General features: G+C 36.8%; 17 protein-coding genes. 6 read left to right on the top strand and 11 right to left on the bottom strand.

Annotation, left to right across the window (positions count from 1 at the left end; genetic code table 11):
* The first annotated feature begins 66 nt into the window (after nucleotides 1–66).
* The gene (gene dcd, locus KFF03_RS06335) at nucleotides 67–648 is read left to right on the top strand and encodes a dCTP deaminase (protein ID WP_255859859.1); all 582 of its coding nucleotides are present in this window, start codon (nucleotides 67–69) and stop codon (nucleotides 646–648) included.
* 50 nt (nucleotides 649–698) lie between these two features.
* Entirely contained in the window at nucleotides 699–2,591 is a 1,893-nt protein-coding gene (locus KFF03_RS06330; RefSeq protein WP_255859857.1) for a nucleoside-diphosphate sugar epimerase/dehydratase, read from the top strand.
* A gap of 1 nt (nucleotide 2,592) precedes the next feature.
* Here KFF03_RS06330 and KFF03_RS06325 read toward each other — a convergent pair whose 3' ends face one another.
* Together KFF03_RS06325 and KFF03_RS06320 are read right to left on the bottom strand one after the other, a co-directional pair.
* The gene (locus tag KFF03_RS06325) at nucleotides 2,593–3,150 is read right to left on the bottom strand and encodes a sugar transferase (RefSeq protein WP_255859855.1); all 558 of its coding nucleotides are present in this window, start codon (nucleotides 3,148–3,150) and stop codon (nucleotides 2,593–2,595) included.
* Between the two features lie 15 nt (nucleotides 3,151–3,165).
* Nucleotides 3,166–4,092 (bottom strand): SDR family oxidoreductase, encoded by a 927-nt coding sequence (locus KFF03_RS06320; protein WP_255859853.1) that lies wholly within the window; start codon nucleotides 4,090–4,092, stop codon nucleotides 3,166–3,168.
* A gap of 136 nt (nucleotides 4,093–4,228) precedes the next feature.
* Here KFF03_RS06320 and KFF03_RS06315 point away from each other — a divergent pair, with 136 nt between their 5' ends.
* The 4 genes from KFF03_RS06315 to KFF03_RS06300 are packed head-to-tail and all read left to right on the top strand — an operon-like array spanning nucleotide 4,229 to nucleotide 7,825.
* A complete protein-coding gene (locus KFF03_RS06315; RefSeq protein WP_255859844.1) occupies nucleotides 4,229–4,618 on the top strand; it encodes an SxtJ family membrane protein in 390 nt (129 codons plus the stop codon).
* Nucleotides 4,619–4,628: 10 nt separating this feature from the next.
* On the top strand, nucleotides 4,629–4,778 hold the full coding sequence (locus KFF03_RS06310) for a DUF5989 family protein (RefSeq protein ID WP_255859842.1): 150 nt from the start codon (nucleotides 4,629–4,631) through the stop codon (nucleotides 4,776–4,778).
* A gap of 7 nt (nucleotides 4,779–4,785) precedes the next feature.
* Entirely contained in the window at nucleotides 4,786–6,660 is a 1,875-nt protein-coding gene (locus KFF03_RS06305; protein WP_255859840.1) for a carbamoyltransferase, read from the top strand.
* A complete protein-coding gene (locus KFF03_RS06300) occupies nucleotides 6,653–7,825 on the top strand; it encodes a hypothetical protein (RefSeq protein ID WP_255859831.1) in 1,173 nt (390 codons plus the stop codon). Before KFF03_RS06305 ends, KFF03_RS06300 begins: the two co-directional genes overlap by 8 nt.
* A gap of 55 nt (nucleotides 7,826–7,880) precedes the next feature.
* Here KFF03_RS06300 and KFF03_RS06295 read toward each other — a convergent pair whose 3' ends face one another.
* From KFF03_RS06295 to KFF03_RS06255, 9 genes are all read right to left on the bottom strand, one after another.
* A complete protein-coding gene (locus tag KFF03_RS06295) occupies nucleotides 7,881–8,378 on the bottom strand; it encodes a serine acetyltransferase (RefSeq protein WP_255859829.1) in 498 nt (165 codons plus the stop codon).
* A 250-nt stretch (nucleotides 8,379–8,628) separates the two neighbouring features.
* Nucleotides 8,629–9,900: a hypothetical protein gene (locus KFF03_RS06290; RefSeq protein WP_255859820.1), complete on the bottom strand. Its 1,272-nt coding sequence runs from the start codon at nucleotides 9,898–9,900 to the stop codon at nucleotides 8,629–8,631.
* Nucleotide 9,901: 1 nt separating this feature from the next.
* On the bottom strand, nucleotides 9,902–11,344 hold the full coding sequence (locus KFF03_RS06285; protein WP_255859818.1) for a hypothetical protein: 1,443 nt from the start codon (nucleotides 11,342–11,344) through the stop codon (nucleotides 9,902–9,904).
* The gene (locus KFF03_RS06280) at nucleotides 11,344–13,071 is read right to left on the bottom strand and encodes an asparagine synthetase B (protein WP_255859816.1); all 1,728 of its coding nucleotides are present in this window, start codon (nucleotides 13,069–13,071) and stop codon (nucleotides 11,344–11,346) included. Before KFF03_RS06280 ends, KFF03_RS06285 begins: the two co-directional genes overlap by 1 nt.
* On the bottom strand, nucleotides 13,071–14,276 hold the full coding sequence (locus KFF03_RS06275) for a hypothetical protein (RefSeq protein WP_255859806.1): 1,206 nt from the start codon (nucleotides 14,274–14,276) through the stop codon (nucleotides 13,071–13,073). Before KFF03_RS06275 ends, KFF03_RS06280 begins: the two co-directional genes overlap by 1 nt.
* Nucleotides 14,273–15,037: a glycosyltransferase family 2 protein gene (locus KFF03_RS06270; RefSeq protein WP_255859804.1), complete on the bottom strand. Its 765-nt coding sequence runs from the start codon at nucleotides 15,035–15,037 to the stop codon at nucleotides 14,273–14,275. The genes KFF03_RS06275 and KFF03_RS06270 overlap by 4 nt, the downstream gene beginning before the upstream one ends.
* Entirely contained in the window at nucleotides 15,030–16,244 is a 1,215-nt protein-coding gene (locus KFF03_RS06265; protein ID WP_255859802.1) for a hypothetical protein, read from the bottom strand. Before KFF03_RS06265 ends, KFF03_RS06270 begins: the two co-directional genes overlap by 8 nt.
* Nucleotides 16,231–17,397, bottom strand: coding sequence for a hypothetical protein (locus KFF03_RS06260; RefSeq protein ID WP_255859800.1), 1,167 nt, complete (start codon nucleotides 17,395–17,397; stop codon nucleotides 16,231–16,233). The genes KFF03_RS06265 and KFF03_RS06260 overlap by 14 nt, the downstream gene beginning before the upstream one ends.
* Nucleotides 17,381–18,037 (bottom strand): hypothetical protein, encoded by a 657-nt coding sequence (locus KFF03_RS06255; RefSeq protein WP_255859791.1) that lies wholly within the window; start codon nucleotides 18,035–18,037, stop codon nucleotides 17,381–17,383. Before KFF03_RS06255 ends, KFF03_RS06260 begins: the two co-directional genes overlap by 17 nt.
* Nucleotides 18,038–18,376 lie beyond the last annotated feature (339 nt).

Genomic DNA, 18,376 nt, shown 5'->3' with positions numbered 1-18,376 from the left:
TCACCCTACCCCAAATCATCACGATCAGGTAAAATCAGTGCATTTGTATGTAATGGAAAGTCCGCAATGCGCCTAAGTGATGGTGATATCGAACAACGTGTTCAAGAAGGCAGTATCCGTATATCGCCACAACCCGATAAAGATGCGATCGCTGGTATTTCTGTAGACCTTCGCTTGGACCATCGGTTCCGTGTTTTCAGCAATAACTCCGTAACTCACCTGGATCTATCTGGCGATCGCGATCAGCTTGAGCGCGATATTGATCGCATTATGAGCAAGGAAATCGAAATTGCTGAAAATGATGCTCTGTTTATTCATCCTGGTGAATTAATTCTTGGCGCAACACTAGAGTCCGTCTCCATTCCAGATGATCTGGTCGGCTGGCTGGATGGACGCAGCTCCCTTGCACGCCTTGGCCTGATGGTTCATGTCACCGCCGGACGCATTGACCCCGGCTGGGATGGCCAGATTGTATTGGAGCTCTACAACAACGGTAAGCTGCCACTGGCTCTGCGCCCGGGCATGGTGATCTGCGCAATGTCGTTTGAAACCCTCTCCAGCCCTGCTATCAAACCATATAACAAACGTGAAAATGCGAAATATCGTGACCAACAAGGCGCGGTAGGCAGTCGCATTTCGAAAGATTAAATGACGACTATAATTACAACACCGTAAAGCTACACGGATGATGAATTCTTATGTTACAAAAGCTGCTTGAGTCAAAACGCTCAACCAAACGCCTAATCACACTTGGCTACGATGCCCTTGCCATCCCTTTAGCCATTTATATAGCACTGGCTTTGAGGCACGGTGATGTCTCACCGACCTTTAATGATGGGGTTGTTATCAGTGCCATTATTACAACTCTGACAACCTTAGGCATTTTTGTAAAATTAGGCTTTTATCGGGCGGTTATTCGATTCATGACCAGTCAAGCATTTAGCTCCATTGGTATTGGGATCTTAATTTCAGCAACGACATTAGGAACATCAAGCTTCTTAACCCAAGCATCTCTGCCACGATCCAGCGTTATTATTTACATATTCACTGCATTTGCACTACTAGCCTTACCCCGCCTTTTTATACGCAGCCTCGTTCAACAACAAGGGCGCGCTGGGGCTGAACCCGTCATCATCTACGGTGCTGGGCAGCAGGGTCTAGAGCTAAGTCACTCTTTAGCAACCAACAAAGACTGTAAACCAATTGCGTTTATAGATGATTGCAAAAAGAAACAAGGCACACAGATTAATGGCTTAAAAGTTTACAGCTACGATTCTATTGATGAAATATTAGAGGATCGCCCTTGCCAAAAAATCCTTTTGGCACTTGGAGATACAAGTTTTGCTAAGCGCAAACAACTGATTGAAAAACTCTCACATAAAAAAATTGAGGTATTAACTACACCTGCAGTTGCAGATATTATCAGTGGAAAAGCAAAACTTGAAGAGATCCGAGAAGTTGAAATTGAAGATTTATTGGGACGTGACCCTGTCAGCCCAGATAATGGATTAATCAGCCAAAACATTACCAGCAAAGTTGTACTAGTAACTGGCGCAGGAGGCTCTATTGGGTCCGAGTTATGCAGACAAGCCATCAAACAAAAACCTACAACGCTAATATTATTTGAACTGAATGAGTTCAGCCTATATTCAATTGAACAAGAACTCACCCGAACAAATGAAGAAAAAGGGTTAGGTGTAAAACTGATATCTATACTTGGCTCCGTCCAACGCCAAAATCGCTTAGAAACAATTTTTAAAACCTTTAAGGTTCAAACCATCTATCATGCTGCAGCCTACAAGCATGTTCCCTTAGTAGAACACAATGTTGTTGAAGGTGTTCGCAATAATGTCTTTGGTACATGGTATTGCGCAGAGGCAGCAATCGCAGCCGGAGTTGAACGTTTTGTGCTTGTTTCAACTGATAAAGCTGTACGCCCCACTAACGTTATGGGAACTTCAAAACGCCTAGCAGAACTGGTCTTACAAGCACTCAACGAACGACAAAGCGACACTTTATTCTGCATGGTTCGCTTTGGTAATGTATTAGGCTCCTCTGGTTCGGTCGTCCCCCTATTTCGCAAACAAATTAAAGGAGGCGGCCCCATTACAGTAACGCACCCGGATATTATTCGTTACTTCATGACTATTCCGGAAGCCTCTCAATTGGTAATTCAAGCAGGCGCAATGGGTAAAGGCGGCGATGTCTTTGTATTAGATATGGGAGAACCAGTTAAAATCACAAGCCTTGCCAAGAAGATGATTCAGCTATCAGGTTTGACCGAGAAAACGGAAGAAGACCCAAACGGAGATATCGAAATCGAATTCTCAGGACTTCGACCAGGAGAAAAGCTGTATGAGGAATTATTAATCGGAGACAATGTAGAAGGAACAACACACCCCAGAATTATGACTGCTCATGAAATATTTCTAAGTTGGCCGGAGACTCATAACTTTCTCCACCGACTAGATCAGGCCTGCCACGAATTCCGGGTAGATGATGTGATCAAACTATTACTGGAAGCACCGGCAGCTTACAACAAACAAGAAAATTGTCCAGATTGGGTTATGAATGCATCAAATAAAAGATAGCTTATAAACCACCTTCTACCCTATCACCTGAGCCTTTACCCATAACGGTTTGCAAAATAAATTTGAAATAGCTTGCTACTGATATTTCTTCAATCATTTTTGCATCTGTCTGTGCTAAAAGCTCAGGAGTCGACATGTCAATTTCATTAATCTGAGCTAAACCTGTAATACCGGGGCGAACACCGTAAACAGATAACTTTTCACGCTCAGAAATTAGTTCTTCTTGGTTAAATAAATTTGGTCGCGGTCCTACCAAGCTCATTTCACCTTTGAGAACATTCCATAATTGAGGCAGCTCATCCAGCTTAGTTTTTCGAAGAAAACCACCTAGCCTAGTGATAGAGCTTGAAGAGGCTAAGTGACTAGCAACCGATTCGGTATCAACTTTCATCGTACGGAATTTAACCAGAGTAAAAGGTTTTTTATTACGCCCTACTCGCTCTTGTTTAAACAAGGGCGAGCCGGTATCAGCCAGGCCAATACAATAAATAATCAGCAACACAGGAGAACCGAAGATCAACCCAAACAATGAAAAAGTAAAATCAAATACACGCAACATAACTAAGAGCTCCTATCAGCAATAGCCAGCAACAGCGGCTTTTATGCCTTGTTCTACTGTATACGATGGAGTCCACCCCAAAGCTTCTTTTGTTTTACTACAGTCGACACGCAAATTACCGATCAGTCGATCCACAACTTGCTCCTTCCGAGTCAACTTACCAATTAAACGAAAGACCCCCACAGGCACCGGAAGCAAGCATTCAGACTTGCCAAGGGATTTTCTGACAAGCGATATCAGCCTAGATAGTGATAAATCATCATCATCCGATACCAGCCATATGCGATTGGGAGCATTTTCATGTTCGATACATACAATGATCAGATCAACTAAGTTTTGTACGTAGACCATACTTCGCCGATTATAAATAGCTCCGAAAGGTAGAGGCAGGGGCAGCTTAGCAAGTTTGACCAAGTTTTTAAAATTACCTTTTACCCCCTCACCATATACCAGAGGTGGCCTGATAATGACAACCTCAAGACCTGTTTTCTTTGCTAAATCGAGCAAACTTGCTTCAGCTTCAGATTTAGAAACACCGTACGGGTCTTCTGGACAGGGAGTATCATTGGAAGTAAACGCCTGCCCTTCTTTCGTAGATTCTCCATTTACCTTAATTGTACTTATAAAAATGAATCGCTTAACTCCTGCCTGAGCAGCTTGGCGAGCCAGATTCAAAGTACCTTCGGTATTAACCGCCCTATAGCTATCTAAGGGATCGGACTCAGAATCACTCATAATATGAACACGCGCTGCACAATGGACTATTACGGAAACCCCCTGCAAACACTCTGTAAAATCTTCTAAAGGCCCAATAGACCTGGAATAGATAGGAAACCCAGGGGCATAATCAACTCTCCTAGAAAGGCCGACTAGCTCACAATCTAGGTTCGAGGCTACCTTACTTCCTATAAAACCGCTCACTCCAGTGATAAGTACTTTCATACCAAACAGACCTACTTGACTTAACGATTGGCCATTCTAATTACAAGATCATAGAAAGCAAGATTATGATTAACTGACCGATACTTGAGTGGTATAATTCATGATTTGAAACATCTTAAAGTGCTAGGAACTTAAAATGGCGGATAATATTAGCAGTAAGGATATAAGAGTCTTTTCATTTATTTGGTCAATCATATTGCTTATCCTGGCAAGTCTTTTGTTCGACTCACACAGACAATGGAGCATTGCGTTCGGTGCTTTAATTCTTGTGTTAACAGTAACGTCAATATTTTTGCCTAAGACATTATTAAGACCATATACATGGTGGGTAAATATTGGTGAATTAATCGGTTCTATCATGGGGCGGGTTATAATGTTCATTCTATTTTTTGGATTATTTACCCCAATCTCTCTATTCTTTAAAGTCATAGGAAAAGATCCTCTCAGTAAAAAGATTGACATATCTAAGAATAGCTACTGGATAGAAAGAAGCAAACAACCTGAATCAATGAAAAATCAGTTCTAAGAGATCTAAGATGACAATATTAAAAGAATTATGGGCCTTTTTAAGAGCCAGAAAGAAACTTTGGTTAGCTCCGATCATGCTAATTATGTTATTACTCGGCGCGTTAATCGTATTAGCAAAAGGCAGCGCTATCGCACCATTCATTTATACTTTATTTTAGTGGCTATATGTATATTTTAGGAATTTCTGCTTATTATCACGATTCGGGTGTCGCACTGATTAAAAATGGAGAAATCCTAGCAGCGGCACAAGAAGAAAGGTTTACCCGGAAAAAACAGGATGCAAACTTCCCTTCGAATGCAATAAATTATTGCCTGACAGAAGCCGGAATTAATCTTGAAGAAGTTGATAGTATAGCTTTCTATGACAAACCTTTCTTAAAATTCGAACGATTATTAGAAACATACTTATCTGAAGCCCCTAAAGGGTTCAATTCCTTTATCAGGTCAATCCCTATTTGGTTAAAAGACAAACTATACCTTAAGGAAACACTTGCTAGAGAATTTGAATCTTTATACCGACAATCAAATATTTCCTTATCTAATAAAAAAGTTAAAAAATTCAAGAAGGATATATTAGAAAAGCTATTATTTGGCGAGCACCATCAAAGCCATGCGGCCAGTGCTTTCTATCCATCTCCATTCCAAGAATCCGCAATTCTTACTGTCGATGGTGTAGGAGAGTGGGCCACCACATCTATTTCTTACGGCAAGGACAATAAAATTGAGTTTGTGAAAGAAATCAACTTTCCGCATTCATTAGGGCTTTTATATTCTGCCTTCACTTATTACACGGGGTTCAAAGTTAATAGTGGTGAATATAAAGTTATGGGGCTAGCGCCTTATGGACAGCCCAAATACGTTGACTTAATCAAAGATCATTTAATCGATATAAAATCTGACGGCTCATTTAAACTGGATATGAGCTATTTCAACTATACAACTGGTCTAACAATGACATCGAACAAGTTTCACAAGCTGTTCGGCGGCGAACCTAGAGTTAGTGAATCTGAAATCTCTCAAAGAGAAATGGACTTGGCAGCTTCAATTCAGGCAGTAACTGAAGAAGTTATGTTGAAGTTAGCAAAACATGCATTAGATATTACCCAAAGTAAAAATCTTTGTTTAGCTGGCGGAGTAGCATTAAACTGCGTCAGCAATGGCAAACTTCTAAAAAACTTAGATGCCAATATATGGATTCAGCCAGCAGCTGGAGATGCAGGCGGAGCCCTTGGAGGTGCGATGAGCGCCTATTACCAAGAATTTTCTAATGATCGAGTTGCACAAGCAAACGACAGTATGAAAGGAGCTTATTTGGGCCCATCTTTTAATCCAGATGAGATTAAGCAGGCCCTTGATAAAGCCGGTGCAAATTATACTTATTATGAAGAAGAAGTTCTTCTGGATATTGTAAGCAAGGAACTTGCTAATCAGAAAGTAATCGGCTGGCATTCTGGTCGAATGGAATATGGGCCACGATCTTTGGGGGCTCGAAGCATTATTGGCGATCCTAGAATGCCAAGTATGCAATCCAAAATGAATCTTAAAATAAAATTTAGAGAAAGCTTCAGACCATTTGCACCATCAGTCTTAGAAGAACACGTTTCGGATTGGTTTGAGTTAGATACACATAGTCCATATATGCTGCTTGTCGCCCCAGTTAAAGACTCAAAAAGAATCAAAATGAGCGAACAACAAGAAGCTCTTTTTGGGGTCGAGAAGATTAATATTGCAAGAAGTGAAATACCCGCTGTCACGCATGTAGACTATAGCGCTAGAGTACAAACGGTAAATAAAAATCGAAACCCGAGGTATCACCGCTTACTAGAAAAATTCTACGAAATCACCGACTGCCCTGTTCTTGTTAATACATCCTTCAATGTTAGAGGAGAACCAGTAGTCTGTACACCTGAGGATAGCTACAGATGCTTCATGAGAACTGAAATGGATCTTCTAGTCATAGATGGTTTTATTTTAAGAAAAGAAGACCAAGAAGATTTGGTCGAAAATAAAGATTGGATGAAGGAGTTTGAACTTGACTGACAATAGATTTGAAAAAAATCCGCTTATTGCTTATGCGATTATTACAACATTTACGCTATTGGTCATTGAATTTATTTCTTATTTTATAGTTAATATCGATAGCTTTACACAATCACAAAAGCCTCTCATAACTAATGAGATTGCTGAACGACATAACTTAGACTTTCAGAAATTAAAAGATGACAATAAGGCTATATATAATGACACTTTGCAGTTTCACCCGTATCGATGGTACAAATTAAAAGAAAATTTCAAAGGAAGTTATATAACACTCGATCAACATGGTTTTCGGAATAGCCAATCAGAAAAAATAAAGGCTGATAGTCTAATTGGTTTCTTTGGCGGGAGTACGGCCTTTTCTATTTTCACAAACGACGACCATACTATCCCTGTACTCCTTGAACAGCAGCTTAACAAAAGGTTTTCAATTTACAACTATGGCGTGGGGGCATACAATTCAACTTCAGAATTAATGACTTTTATAGAAGTTATTCGCTCTCAAAACCTTAAATATGCTATTTTTTACGATGGTGTAAATGAAGTAGGCCGTCATGTAGAAGCCTACGAAAGAGGTAAGTTGTTTAAAAACAGTCAGTTTAAAAACATAGGTCATTTTCACGAAGATATGACGAGAGTCGGAATAGAGAACTCTTATGGGTATAAAATACTAACGAACCCTTATAAGCCAAATATCCTCAAGGCCATCGACAAATATGTTTTTCCAGCAAAAACTCAATCATCCTCTAGAAAAAGACTTACTAGCTTGAGTGCTAATGTAAATGATGAAACTTTTCATGAGCTTTCAAAAGAGATTATTAACACATACATAAACAACGTAAAGATGATATCGGCCGTAGCAGAAGAATATGGTATAACGCCTATATTTCTATGGCAACCTGAGATTTATACTACAAGAAAAGAGCTTAGTGAGTACGAAAGGAAACACTTTAATAAATACGCTGGCATAAAAAAACTGACTAAATTAGTACTCAATGACATTCAGAAAGATGAAAGACTTAAAAACTATAACTTCCATGATATATCAAACGCCCTAGATCACCTCGGAGTTAAGAGCCATTTTTACGATTACTGCCACGTTGATAGAGATGCCAACAAAGCAATCGCCATTACAATTTCAGAAATATTGAAAAAAAATTATATGTAAAAAATTGAACCTTTTGAGAAGCTAAATTTCGCACCAATTTAGCTTCTCGATATTATCATTTTATTTCGTTTTTCCCGACAACGACACCATTGTCTGGTACTGATTTTGTTACCAAAGTTAAAGCTCCAACCTTTACATTATCACCTAAGGTTATTCCACCTATAACGCAAGCGCCTGTTCCAACTAGAACATTAGCGCCAATTGCAGGTCGTAAAGATAAAGTGAATGCAGGGTCTGGTAGACTTGCTCCAATAGTAACATTGGCCATAATTATGCAGTTCTTTCCTAAAGAACCAGCACCAATAATTATATTTTGAGGATGCGGCAAAATCAGCCCAGCACCAATCTTGCAAGCACCTGCAACTTCTATATTAAATAACATAGACAGCAATACCTTGGATAAGAATTTCACGGGTATAAATAAAGGGTTACTTATAGATTGCAATCTAATTAAAACAATAACATAGAAATATCGTAAAAATAGCAATCTAATCAAGCCAAAGCCATTTAATCCAAAGTAATGACAATAAGCTTTTATATCTTTCAACAACATGTTATTTCCACTGTAATCGAACAATTAAGCAATAGCATAGTTATTTCAAACCTTTTACTACTTTCAACTTAGCTACCAGAAAATTTGAAGTAACCTTAGTAAAATTCCATTTATCTAAAAAACAGAAGATTTTAATCAGAACTTCCAGAAGTCATCCTCACTGTATTCTTCAATTTTTTAAAACTCCAATGTATCTTATCAGAGTAATAAGCATGTATGTTATTTACCACTACATTCACCTCTCTGTCTATCAAGCAGCTCTCTTCTTTATCGATAAAAGAAGATCAAAAAGACAACCTATTATAAACGCTAAAAAGAGAAACTTTAGTAGTACAGGTAGTGTATAAGCATACCACCTGGGAAACATTGCTAGTACAAGTACTTTACACAAATTTAGAGATATAAGACTCGACTTGTTCCATATCAAAAATCGTCCACCTAATGCTATTAAAATCACTAGACTCCACCCACCCCATAAGAAAGCATATACAAAAGGAAAGCCTCCCGATCCTGGAATTGTCGCAAAATCATTGACATATTTATGAACGAAAACTTCAGGAAATGGATGGACACTATAAGGTAAAAAAGCTACTAAGGCCCCAGTGGCCATTTTTAATCGAACCCCCCAGTCCCAAATCCCTTCTTCTACCAGACCAATATATGTAACTGAACTTACAATGACTCCCCCCTGATGATTAGACATTGATCCATTGTTAGCACTTCCCATTACGAGGGCCTCAATGCTAAATGGTGTATCTGCTCGATCTAACGCATACAGCCTCATAATAACCATCACTCCCAAAACAAAGATTATTTTCATAGTTTTCGCTTCGAAGTTAAACGAGACTACAAGCAAGGCCAACCAAAAATACATCATTGCGGGGCCTCGTCTCCCGAATAGGAGAGGAACAATTATGCAAACAGCTATCGCTGAGAAAAATAAAAAAGAATGGATTCTATCTTTTTTATTAAATGCTGGTCTCTTTAAAACCACGCCCAATGCCAAAAATATCAGAGCATATTCAAATAACTGCGAACTTCTCGACTCTACGCCATAACCAGTTGTCACAGGCGGCCATACAGAAGCCAATCCAACGAGCATTATTAAAACAGCAAGAATAATAAAAAAAGTTGAGATTAATTTAAGCTCATATTCTGGAAGATAAAAACTAACATTCTTCTTAACAGAAAAGAAAAATATGAAAATAAAAACTAGCATCGACGTAAAAAGGATATACTCATATCCATTTTCTTGATACTGATGAAGGTAATGATATGGAACACCTAAATATTGTGAAACAATATATATAAAAGGATAAGCAATAACAAAAACCAAAGTTATTGATAAATATAGATTCTTTCTATATTTAACCAAATAAAAGCTTGCAAGCATAAGCGCCATGAAAGATACAAAAAAAGAATCTCTAACGTCAAATAACGCAAATACGCATACCAATGAAAAAATTAAAACCCCTACTATAACATCTACATATTTTACACTAGCACCGAACAAATTAAACATATTATAAAACCTGTATCGATGATATATCCGAGTCAGCCATAACTGTATACTTATGCGACTTAACTTTATTACATATACCATCCCACCGATCACTATCCTCTACCGAAATAATAGAAAATCCTGAAAAAATCAAATGATCTTTAATACAAGACTTATCATAATCGGAATAGAAAACGATTGGTAAAGATTTTATATTCTCAAAAAAAATCTTATCATCAATAATTTTCACTCCATATCCTTCAACAACTTTCATGTGAGCGATATTATTATTTAGCGATAACGAATACTTATTATTATCGATAGAAAAATTTCTAAAAGACCCCATAAAAAGCTTATAGTCTATCTTCTTAGATATAATTTCAGGCCTAAAATAAGACGTTCTTGATCTAATATCATTCCGATAGTGATCTGAAGCATAACTTTTAGTGCCTAACCCGCCTATAAGCTGGCTGCCATCCGAACATTGAACAAACATTGCAGCACAACAGTCATGAGAATGTGCTTGATAACCCCTCTTAGCGAACCCATTGCCTATCAATGTAATTGATTTTTTCTGGCCTTCTAGCACTTTATGTAGGTAATAGTCCGCACTCACTCTACTATTTTTAGGATATACATCATACCAATTCCTTAACTCTAAGTAGCTATCATTCAAGTGCACTGGGGGATTGTTCAACAAGAGATTTTTTAAACGTACCAGAATATCTTCAGTTTCTTTTCGGGTATTATTTATTGCTAATATTATTTCTAATCTCGAATACAAAAGCGCGCAGTAGCATGGTGTTTTTTCAGGAAAATATTCCTTCTCCACCAAAAAATACTTATCAATATCTTCCACAACTTTCTTAAGCAAACCTCCATTATTGGTCAAAAGAGCATAGGCAGTAATTGCTAACAAGTTATCTAAGAAGTGATTGCCATCAAGATTTATCTCAATATTAGATACAATGTATTCTACATGAAGATCTATCTGAACTTTCAACTCAGGACAGTTATTTTTCAGATATAAGTAGAACAACACAAAAAATCGCTGAGTTGCTGGAGAGGGGTGCCAATAGAATGTAGCGCTTTGATATAATTCAATATGCCTTAATACCGCAGAAACTGGATCCTTTTCACTTAAAACCCATTCACAGTGATGAAAATGAACTCTTGGCGTATAATCCCATTTATCTATCGAGCCATAGAGAAACTCGTCTGTTACATCAAAGCTGGCATTGTTAAATTTCCAAACTGCCCCATCAAACGAATTTCCTCGAAAGATATATTTATAATCTATGAAGTCTTCTTTAATTTCGCAATCGATACTACCATCGTTTTCCGAAATGAGTGCAAGCAATTTATTTGAATACCTTTTCTGCATGAAAGGAAATAAGTTATATATTAATTGATGAAGACTTACCCCAGAAAGTAAAAAAATCATTGCTGTAAGTATATTTTTCATTACATTCTTTCCAACCAAAGTCCAAAACATAAAAGGTTAAAGCGCCTTCTATCACTCAAAGTGTGACCCCTAAAGTCAAATCCAAACTCTTTCGCTTTAGAAATAGCATTATCAATATAATTCTGACTTTCTGTAGATTGAAGAATTCTCTTAACAGATGTATTAAACCCCATCTTCTTCCCGTCAAAATTTACACCAGTATATTTACTATTTCTCAGGCGCTTGAGGATACTTTTATTCCAAGTAGACTTTTCTTTAAAGCTTGTTTTGTCAGATGCATTAGCAACTCTAAGGTCAAGAAGCGGGGCGCGAGCTTCTATATTATAAAGTAGAGACAAGCGATCTACTCTATATAGATTATTACCGGGTAAATAGAGCTTTCTATCTATAAAATTAATTGGATATCCTTCAAAATCAGAATCATTCTCTAAATATTTATATTTATTAAAATCATCAATTGCCAATGAGGACAGAATAAACATTCTTTTGTCATCTAAATTACTTAAGATATTATTGAGAATAACTAACTTTTGACTGCTTAATTTTCCAATCTTCGCCGCTACTTTGACCAGGGGTAATATGAGTGAAGATATAAGAGTAGATGCTACAAACCCGTCTTTAGGGAAACGAGACAAAAGATTCCATATTTTATGGCGATTATAACCTTGAAATAATTCATCACCTCCATCACCTAAAAATATTACCTTAGAATTTCTGGATGCCAAACGAAAGATACTACTACTGGATAAAATTGCAGTGTCTGAATTCGGTTCATCCAAACACAAAATCAATTCCTTTAATAACTCTATACTATCGACATTGAAATTATCAAGAAGCTCAGTTTTGCCTCCATAATAGTCCACTGCCAACAAAGCATTTTGTGATTCTTCGACATCATCGCTTTTAACGGTAAATGCATTAATTTTTTCACGGGTTTCATTATCCAATACTCCGTAAAGCAATGTCGAATCAACCCCCCCAGACAATGCTAAAGCAATTGGGAAATCAGAATAAGAATGATCTCTCATCACATCCTGCAAAACCAAATTAATATCATAATTATTTGACGAATCTAGATAAAAATTATTATTTTGATAACTTTCTGTAATCGAAAGTCTCTTATCAACAAGATCGTAAACAACTAACGAACCAGGTCGTGCACGATTCACATCGGAATATATTGAATTCTCGGGCAATACAAAGCCGAAAGTTATATAATCTTGAACCCCATCTTTATCAAGGGCTTTACCTTCAGATAATAGCTCGCCTGTTGATCCAAAAATTACTCCCTGACCTTCAACTACTTTATAATATAAAGGCTTCTGACCAAAGTAGTCATTAGCCATAATTATTTTATTCTCTTTTAGGTCATGAATAACTATGGAAAACATCCCATTTAATCTTAAAAAACAGTCTTCAACACCATATTTCTCTATAGCTTTTAGCAAAGCAAGGGTATCACCATACTCCCGCAAATATTCACTATCCTCACCGTAAATAGAATATATCTCTCCATTAAAAACCAAATGATATCTATCGCAACTGCTTTTTATTGGCTGAGAAGAATTATGCTTGGTCCCAGTGATTGACAAGCGACTGTGCATTAAAAAAACATCGTCTTCTATACTGACATTAAGCTCATCATTCCCTCTATAATTAAGCAAATGTGAAAGCTTTTTTGTTTCATCACGTTTTAGGTTAAAAGTTTCACCATAGAAACCACACATTATTTAGTTCCTTCTATTCGATAGGCCACATTACTTAACAATTCTTTTGTAGCAGACCGATAGTGGCCGGGCAAAAATGTATTTTTAAGATATCTTTCTATCTCATCACTGTCGGGGACACTTTTATCTTTTTTATATGTAGATAACAGGAATTCTTTTAAATCATTGTGAAATTCACAATTACTCGCTAAACCTCCGTAGCACGCTCTTCCCAGTAACGCAACCGGAACCCCATGGTCTATTGCTTCAAAAGTCATTAAAGAATTAACTGTTATCATTGAAAAATAGTCCCCCCATCTCACTGGAACTCCAGCCTCAGCACTATCCAATAACAACCTATCACCATTAGAAATATACTCATATAAACTTTTATCATATGAGCCTCGATACATAGGGTGCTCTCTGAAGACAATCTCGACTTCTTTTGGAACAGTTTTATCAAGATATATAACGAGTTGATTAATTGAGAAAAACTTACCATGAAATATAGAATTAATATCTTTAGGAACCTGAAGAACAACCAACAACCTAGATTTTATATTCTTTGCTGGCGTAAGTTTCATAGGTTTTTTATTATTTTTCTTGCGCAACATCATTGCTAAGTCAAAACGACTTTCTAAATCCGAAGAAAACATCTGTAGCACATCTAAATATCGCTGCCATCGATTTGGGTTATAAGTTACCAGATCTGGAGTGACAGAAGGCATGCTGTATTCATTATCAATAGAATAAGCTATGTGATTTGCGGTCACACCATAAGGAGATATCAAAGTAGTACCTTTCGGTCCCTGTTCAAAATACAGCATTCTGATATTTCTTTGATCTGCCCAAAACCTCACTACTCTTGAATTTGGTCTAGAGTCACCAGATATTACCACAACATCCGGTACAAATTTGCAAAAAACATCACCTATTTCATCTAGTTTCTTCTGTGCAATAGTGTCATTGGCATCTTTTCCCTCTAGTATACTTAGAGCATTAATATCAGCTAGTATCGATCTTTCGTAAGATGATTTTTTATTCTTTATAAATTTAAACTTACTTCCAATTAAATATTTATTACTGTCATCCCATGTTAGATAACCACTAATATTAGGCGTAATAAAAAAATATTCTGCTTCTTTATTTATAGCCTTGTGGAAGTTACGAACGTTCAAGAAGAAATTAGCAAAATCATCATAATAACCATAAACAAGAACCCTCATAGCAACCTCTCTCTTACCGTGTTAATAACATAACACATAAAAAACCTAACCCTATTAACCCCAGTCACTGGTAACTTCTTCAAATATCCCCAATAGGCAAAAGCGGCTTTTACTTTTGAATCAGTCAAAGATTCAGAGTGAATTCGATGCATGGCTAAAGACTCTTTAAAGCCTCCCCACTTAAGTGAATTTTCACCTGCATACTTAAGTAGATGAAACCACATCATGTAATCATTCCGCCTCTTCAGGTAGTTTTTCTCAACGGAACTTACTTTCCATTTATCAACCAAAACAGTTAAACAACCAATAGTAAAACTTTTGCTCAAGAACCTGTCTAAATCATATGGTCCTTCAGGTACAATAGTATTAACTATATTTCTTTCGCCACCATCATCCACAAAATTATCATACCCTCCAAATGAAAAGGCTAATTCGTTTTTCAGCATAAAATCCCTATGCTTCTTAACTTTATCCTCTTTCCATAAGTCATCTGGGTCTAGAAATGCTACAAACCGGCTAGAAGCCTCCTGAAAACCATAATAACGGCATATCCCTGCACCATTGTAAGGTTCGGGATTAGCTATTTTTTTTATCTGGAACGAATACTTACGATTAAACCGGGGAACCTCACTATTATTATCAATAACGAACACCACCTCATCGACGAGTGAACTCTGCGTTTCTATGCTATCTAATGTTTCATCCAAATAGCAATTACCATTATAAAATGGAATAACAACAGTTACTGAAGTATTACTCATAAAAATACCCAATAAGAAACAATAAAGACATAAAAAAAACTGTCCTAAGTAAGCGTAAAATTGAAAAGTTTAACGACAAATTCCTCCAGTTAAAGATACAAAAAAATATAAAACTAAAAGCCACACCGAAGGTATAAAGTAACAATTTCTTTTCAAAAGTTTTGAAATAACCCTCAAATAAAACAACAGATGCAAGCACCAATACTACGACTCCCGCCCCCCAGTAGTTTTGATTTACAGTTAGCACCTGAACAGGATTAGGAAAAGTACTCATAAGAACAGTAATTGCCAACACTCCACAAAGAACTTTCGTATCAATCTTATTTCCAATGAAATAATCACTGAGAACAACTCCAGCACCAATAACCCCGATAAAAACAAAAAATTCTAACATAATAACTTTATACTGTACTCTCGAAGGGCTATCAGTTAAATACATGGCCTTATTATTACCACCTCCAACTTCATGATATTTGACAATCGTCTGAATTGGTACAAATAGAAAGGCAGACATCAACAAGGAAAAATCAATTTCCCTTAATACAAGAAGAGGCAGGTCATCACCTATCAAGTAAATTCCTCTTGACATAAAAACCATATATGCACCTGCAAACAAGAAGCCGACATTCAGCTTTCCGTACAATCCGCGACAATATAAAGCCGCCCCCTGAAAAATCGAAGATAAATCAAAGTCAGATGAGAATAAATAAAATATTAAGTAACAGCATACAAAAAAAGAAAGAACATTTTCTTCAAAAAAATAAACTCCGACTATTACAAGAAAGAGTCGCAACAACTTGTCATAAACATTGATTCCTAAAATGTACTCTTCAAACCTGCCAACAGACCGAACGTAGTTAAATCTAATTAGCACAGACATAAAGCTGAAAGAAATAATTGCGATCAAGAGATAATCACCTCCTACAAAATACCAGCAAAATAAAGCAAGCAAACATAGCGTAGGAATACCAGTTGATGAAAACTGAAATAGCTTATACGCATCTGACCTAGCAGCCCTCACAATAGCCGAATCCCAACCTAAGCACGCCAACACGCTTAGTGAAACGGCCCAGTTGTATACATAGCGCACATGTGACGATTCATCGACACTCAACGAATTATTTATAATAAAAAGTATAAAAAAGGAACATAGTGCAGCTATTGCTGTACTAACTAGCCCATATTGAGATATTTTAAGAAGATTCATCTTTAATTAATTTCTTATATGCTATCACTAATTGAGAAAAGGAATGGTGATAACCTCCTATATTCTGAGTTGAGCTCGCATCAACGATAGAAATATTATCCCAGATATTAGAATTTACTCTGTTATAGCTTAAATTGAATAGATGATTACCAAAATACGTACTTTGTTCAGAATAGCCATCGGTTATTGAAAAGCCAATTTTCTCTGAGGAGCATTTCACCCGCTCTAATACAGAATAATTTTCCTGTGATATTTTCCAAGCATTCGAATCTTTTATATGAACTTTTTCAGATTGAGCTTGAAAATGAACTGATACATATTTAGGCCTAAACCATATTCCCGTTTTAAGGCTCACAGCTTCCATAAGCCTACCTAGCTTAAAGGAGCGAACAACTTCAAAGATCGCTTTTAACTTCCCACCTTTTCCATATACAGGCCCCCCTCTCAATTGTGCTTCTTTGTTCAGCATTTCAAAGTGTGCCGGCCTGAAGGTATATAGGATACCAGCTGATTCATCAAGAATAGACTCAATTTCATATCCTTCTCGATTGATTGAAGTAGATATTTTTTTTCGACAGATACGCTCGACGTCTTTCAATGACATCAATCCAACGTAACCACAAACATGATCATCAATCGAAATCCCTTGCTCCTGAATCAGAGAAGACGAAAGAAGTAAATCTCCTGTTGCTCTAACTCCGCAAGCAATAACAACCTTTCTGGCAAACAATTCCTGGTCGGAACTTAATAATATTTTAACTTGACCATCCTGCTCGGATATACTGCAGACATCTTCTACAATAACTCTATCTGAACAAAAATACTCTTTCGATCTAATAGGTCTTCTCGGTATAAAAATTTTATTTTCAATACAACCAGATAATTCAACATCATAAAACCGTTCAAATAGTGATCGTGACAAATCGCTTTTCAACTGCCTTAGAGGTATAACGCCGTGCCAATAGTTAGAAGCCCCGCCAAAAAGACTGGAAGTAATCAATTGTTGATTTGGATAAACATCTACAGAATTAAAATCTCGACCTACAATACAATAGTTAACTCCCTTTTCCTCCAAAGCCATTGCTGCCCCTAATGCAGCTAGCCCTGAACCTACTATTACGTATTCATAAGATCTATCATTTGAATTTTTCACTATAACCATACCATCCGACAGACACTACTTTTAACCCCACATCTAGCATTCTAGTAATAACGAAGGACAGGAAGCTGGGGCGCTGAATAAATTTATAAACTGCATGAAAAAGTGACTCAAACCTTGAGGAAAATGGATAACTTACCTCTATAACCAAATCATTCCCAGAACATCTTTTCCCGAGACATATTGAATCTAATCTTTCAGAAATGGATAGCAAGGATGTCTGATAATAACATCCTGAGAGCTTAAGATTTTCGTAACTTTCTTTAACTAGACCAATTCTTAATATTTCGTATGATTCAAAATTTTTCTTTTCTTTGATATATCTTTCACAAAACAACTTAACCTTAGGGTAATTGTACCTATACCCTTTCTCCGCATACTCACATGACATGCTGCTAATATATACAATTTTTCTAACGTAAACAGATAGGGCGGAGAGAAGTTCAGCGTTCTGCTGCTTACTATCAGAATAAGAAAAAACTATTGCTATATCATATACTTTATCTAAATTGAATGATTTGACATCTGCATGAGACACCTCATTAAAAATAAAGGAAACTTTATCTCTAATAAGATTCCAAACAGAAGAATTCTTTCCAACTACCAGCACACTCTTAACTGCTTTATCAACCACGGTGTCACTCACTCCCAAACAAATCTATGGTATATACAGAACCTGCTACACCCAACAATTCGTCAACCAATCGATTCGTTGCAATCACATCAGATATATTTTTAAACTCAGATAGTTCATTGACAACTTTCGAATTAAATAAGCTCTCACCTTCAAATGTAGATTCGTATATCACAACTTCGATACCTTTTCCGTAATATTTTTCATAAGCTCCAGAATAGAAGATGCATGAAATTTGTCAGAATCTGCTTTCATCACCAAACGGTAAACTCCGACCATCTTCGGACTCTTCTTTTGGATGGAATCTGCTATGAAGTCTTTTCGAGTAGTGTAATTTGT

This window comes from Bacterioplanoides sp. SCSIO 12839, assembly GCF_024397975.1.
In the GTDB taxonomy this organism is placed as follows: domain Bacteria; phylum Pseudomonadota; class Gammaproteobacteria; order Pseudomonadales; family Oceanobacteraceae; genus Bacterioplanoides.
Note: the sequence above shows the minus strand (reverse complement) of the source record. Positions and strands in the feature narration are given on the sequence as shown.

Coding starts and splice junctions, on each gene's coding strand:
- KFF03_RS06310 (WP_255859842.1), top strand. CDS start 4,629: ATGACAATATTAAAAGAATTATGGGCCTTTTTAAGAGCCAGAAAGAAA.
- dcd (WP_255859859.1), top strand. CDS start 67: ATGCGCCTAAGTGATGGTGATATCGAACAACGTGTTCAAGAAGGCAGT.
- KFF03_RS06325 (WP_255859855.1), bottom strand. CDS start 3,150: ATGTTGCGTGTATTTGATTTTACTTTTTCATTGTTTGGGTTGATCTTC.
- KFF03_RS06290 (WP_255859820.1), bottom strand. CDS start 9,900: ATGTTTAATTTGTTCGGTGCTAGTGTAAAATATGTAGATGTTATAGTA.
- KFF03_RS06285 (WP_255859818.1), bottom strand. CDS start 11,344: ATGAAAAATATACTTACAGCAATGATTTTTTTACTTTCTGGGGTAAGT.
- KFF03_RS06275 (WP_255859806.1), bottom strand. CDS start 14,276: ATGAGGGTTCTTGTTTATGGTTATTATGATGATTTTGCTAATTTCTTC.
- KFF03_RS06330 (WP_255859857.1), top strand. CDS start 699: ATGTTACAAAAGCTGCTTGAGTCAAAACGCTCAACCAAACGCCTAATC.
- KFF03_RS06265 (WP_255859802.1), bottom strand. CDS start 16,244: ATGAATCTTCTTAAAATATCTCAATATGGGCTAGTTAGTACAGCAATA.
- KFF03_RS06295 (WP_255859829.1), bottom strand. CDS start 8,378: ATGTTGTTGAAAGATATAAAAGCTTATTGTCATTACTTTGGATTAAAT.
- KFF03_RS06270 (WP_255859804.1), bottom strand. CDS start 15,037: ATGAGTAATACTTCAGTAACTGTTGTTATTCCATTTTATAATGGTAAT.
- KFF03_RS06305 (WP_255859840.1), top strand. CDS start 4,786: ATGTATATTTTAGGAATTTCTGCTTATTATCACGATTCGGGTGTCGCA.
- KFF03_RS06280 (WP_255859816.1), bottom strand. CDS start 13,071: ATGTGTGGTTTCTATGGTGAAACTTTTAACCTAAAACGTGATGAAACA.
- KFF03_RS06320 (WP_255859853.1), bottom strand. CDS start 4,092: ATGAAAGTACTTATCACTGGAGTGAGCGGTTTTATAGGAAGTAAGGTA.
- KFF03_RS06315 (WP_255859844.1), top strand. CDS start 4,229: ATGGCGGATAATATTAGCAGTAAGGATATAAGAGTCTTTTCATTTATT.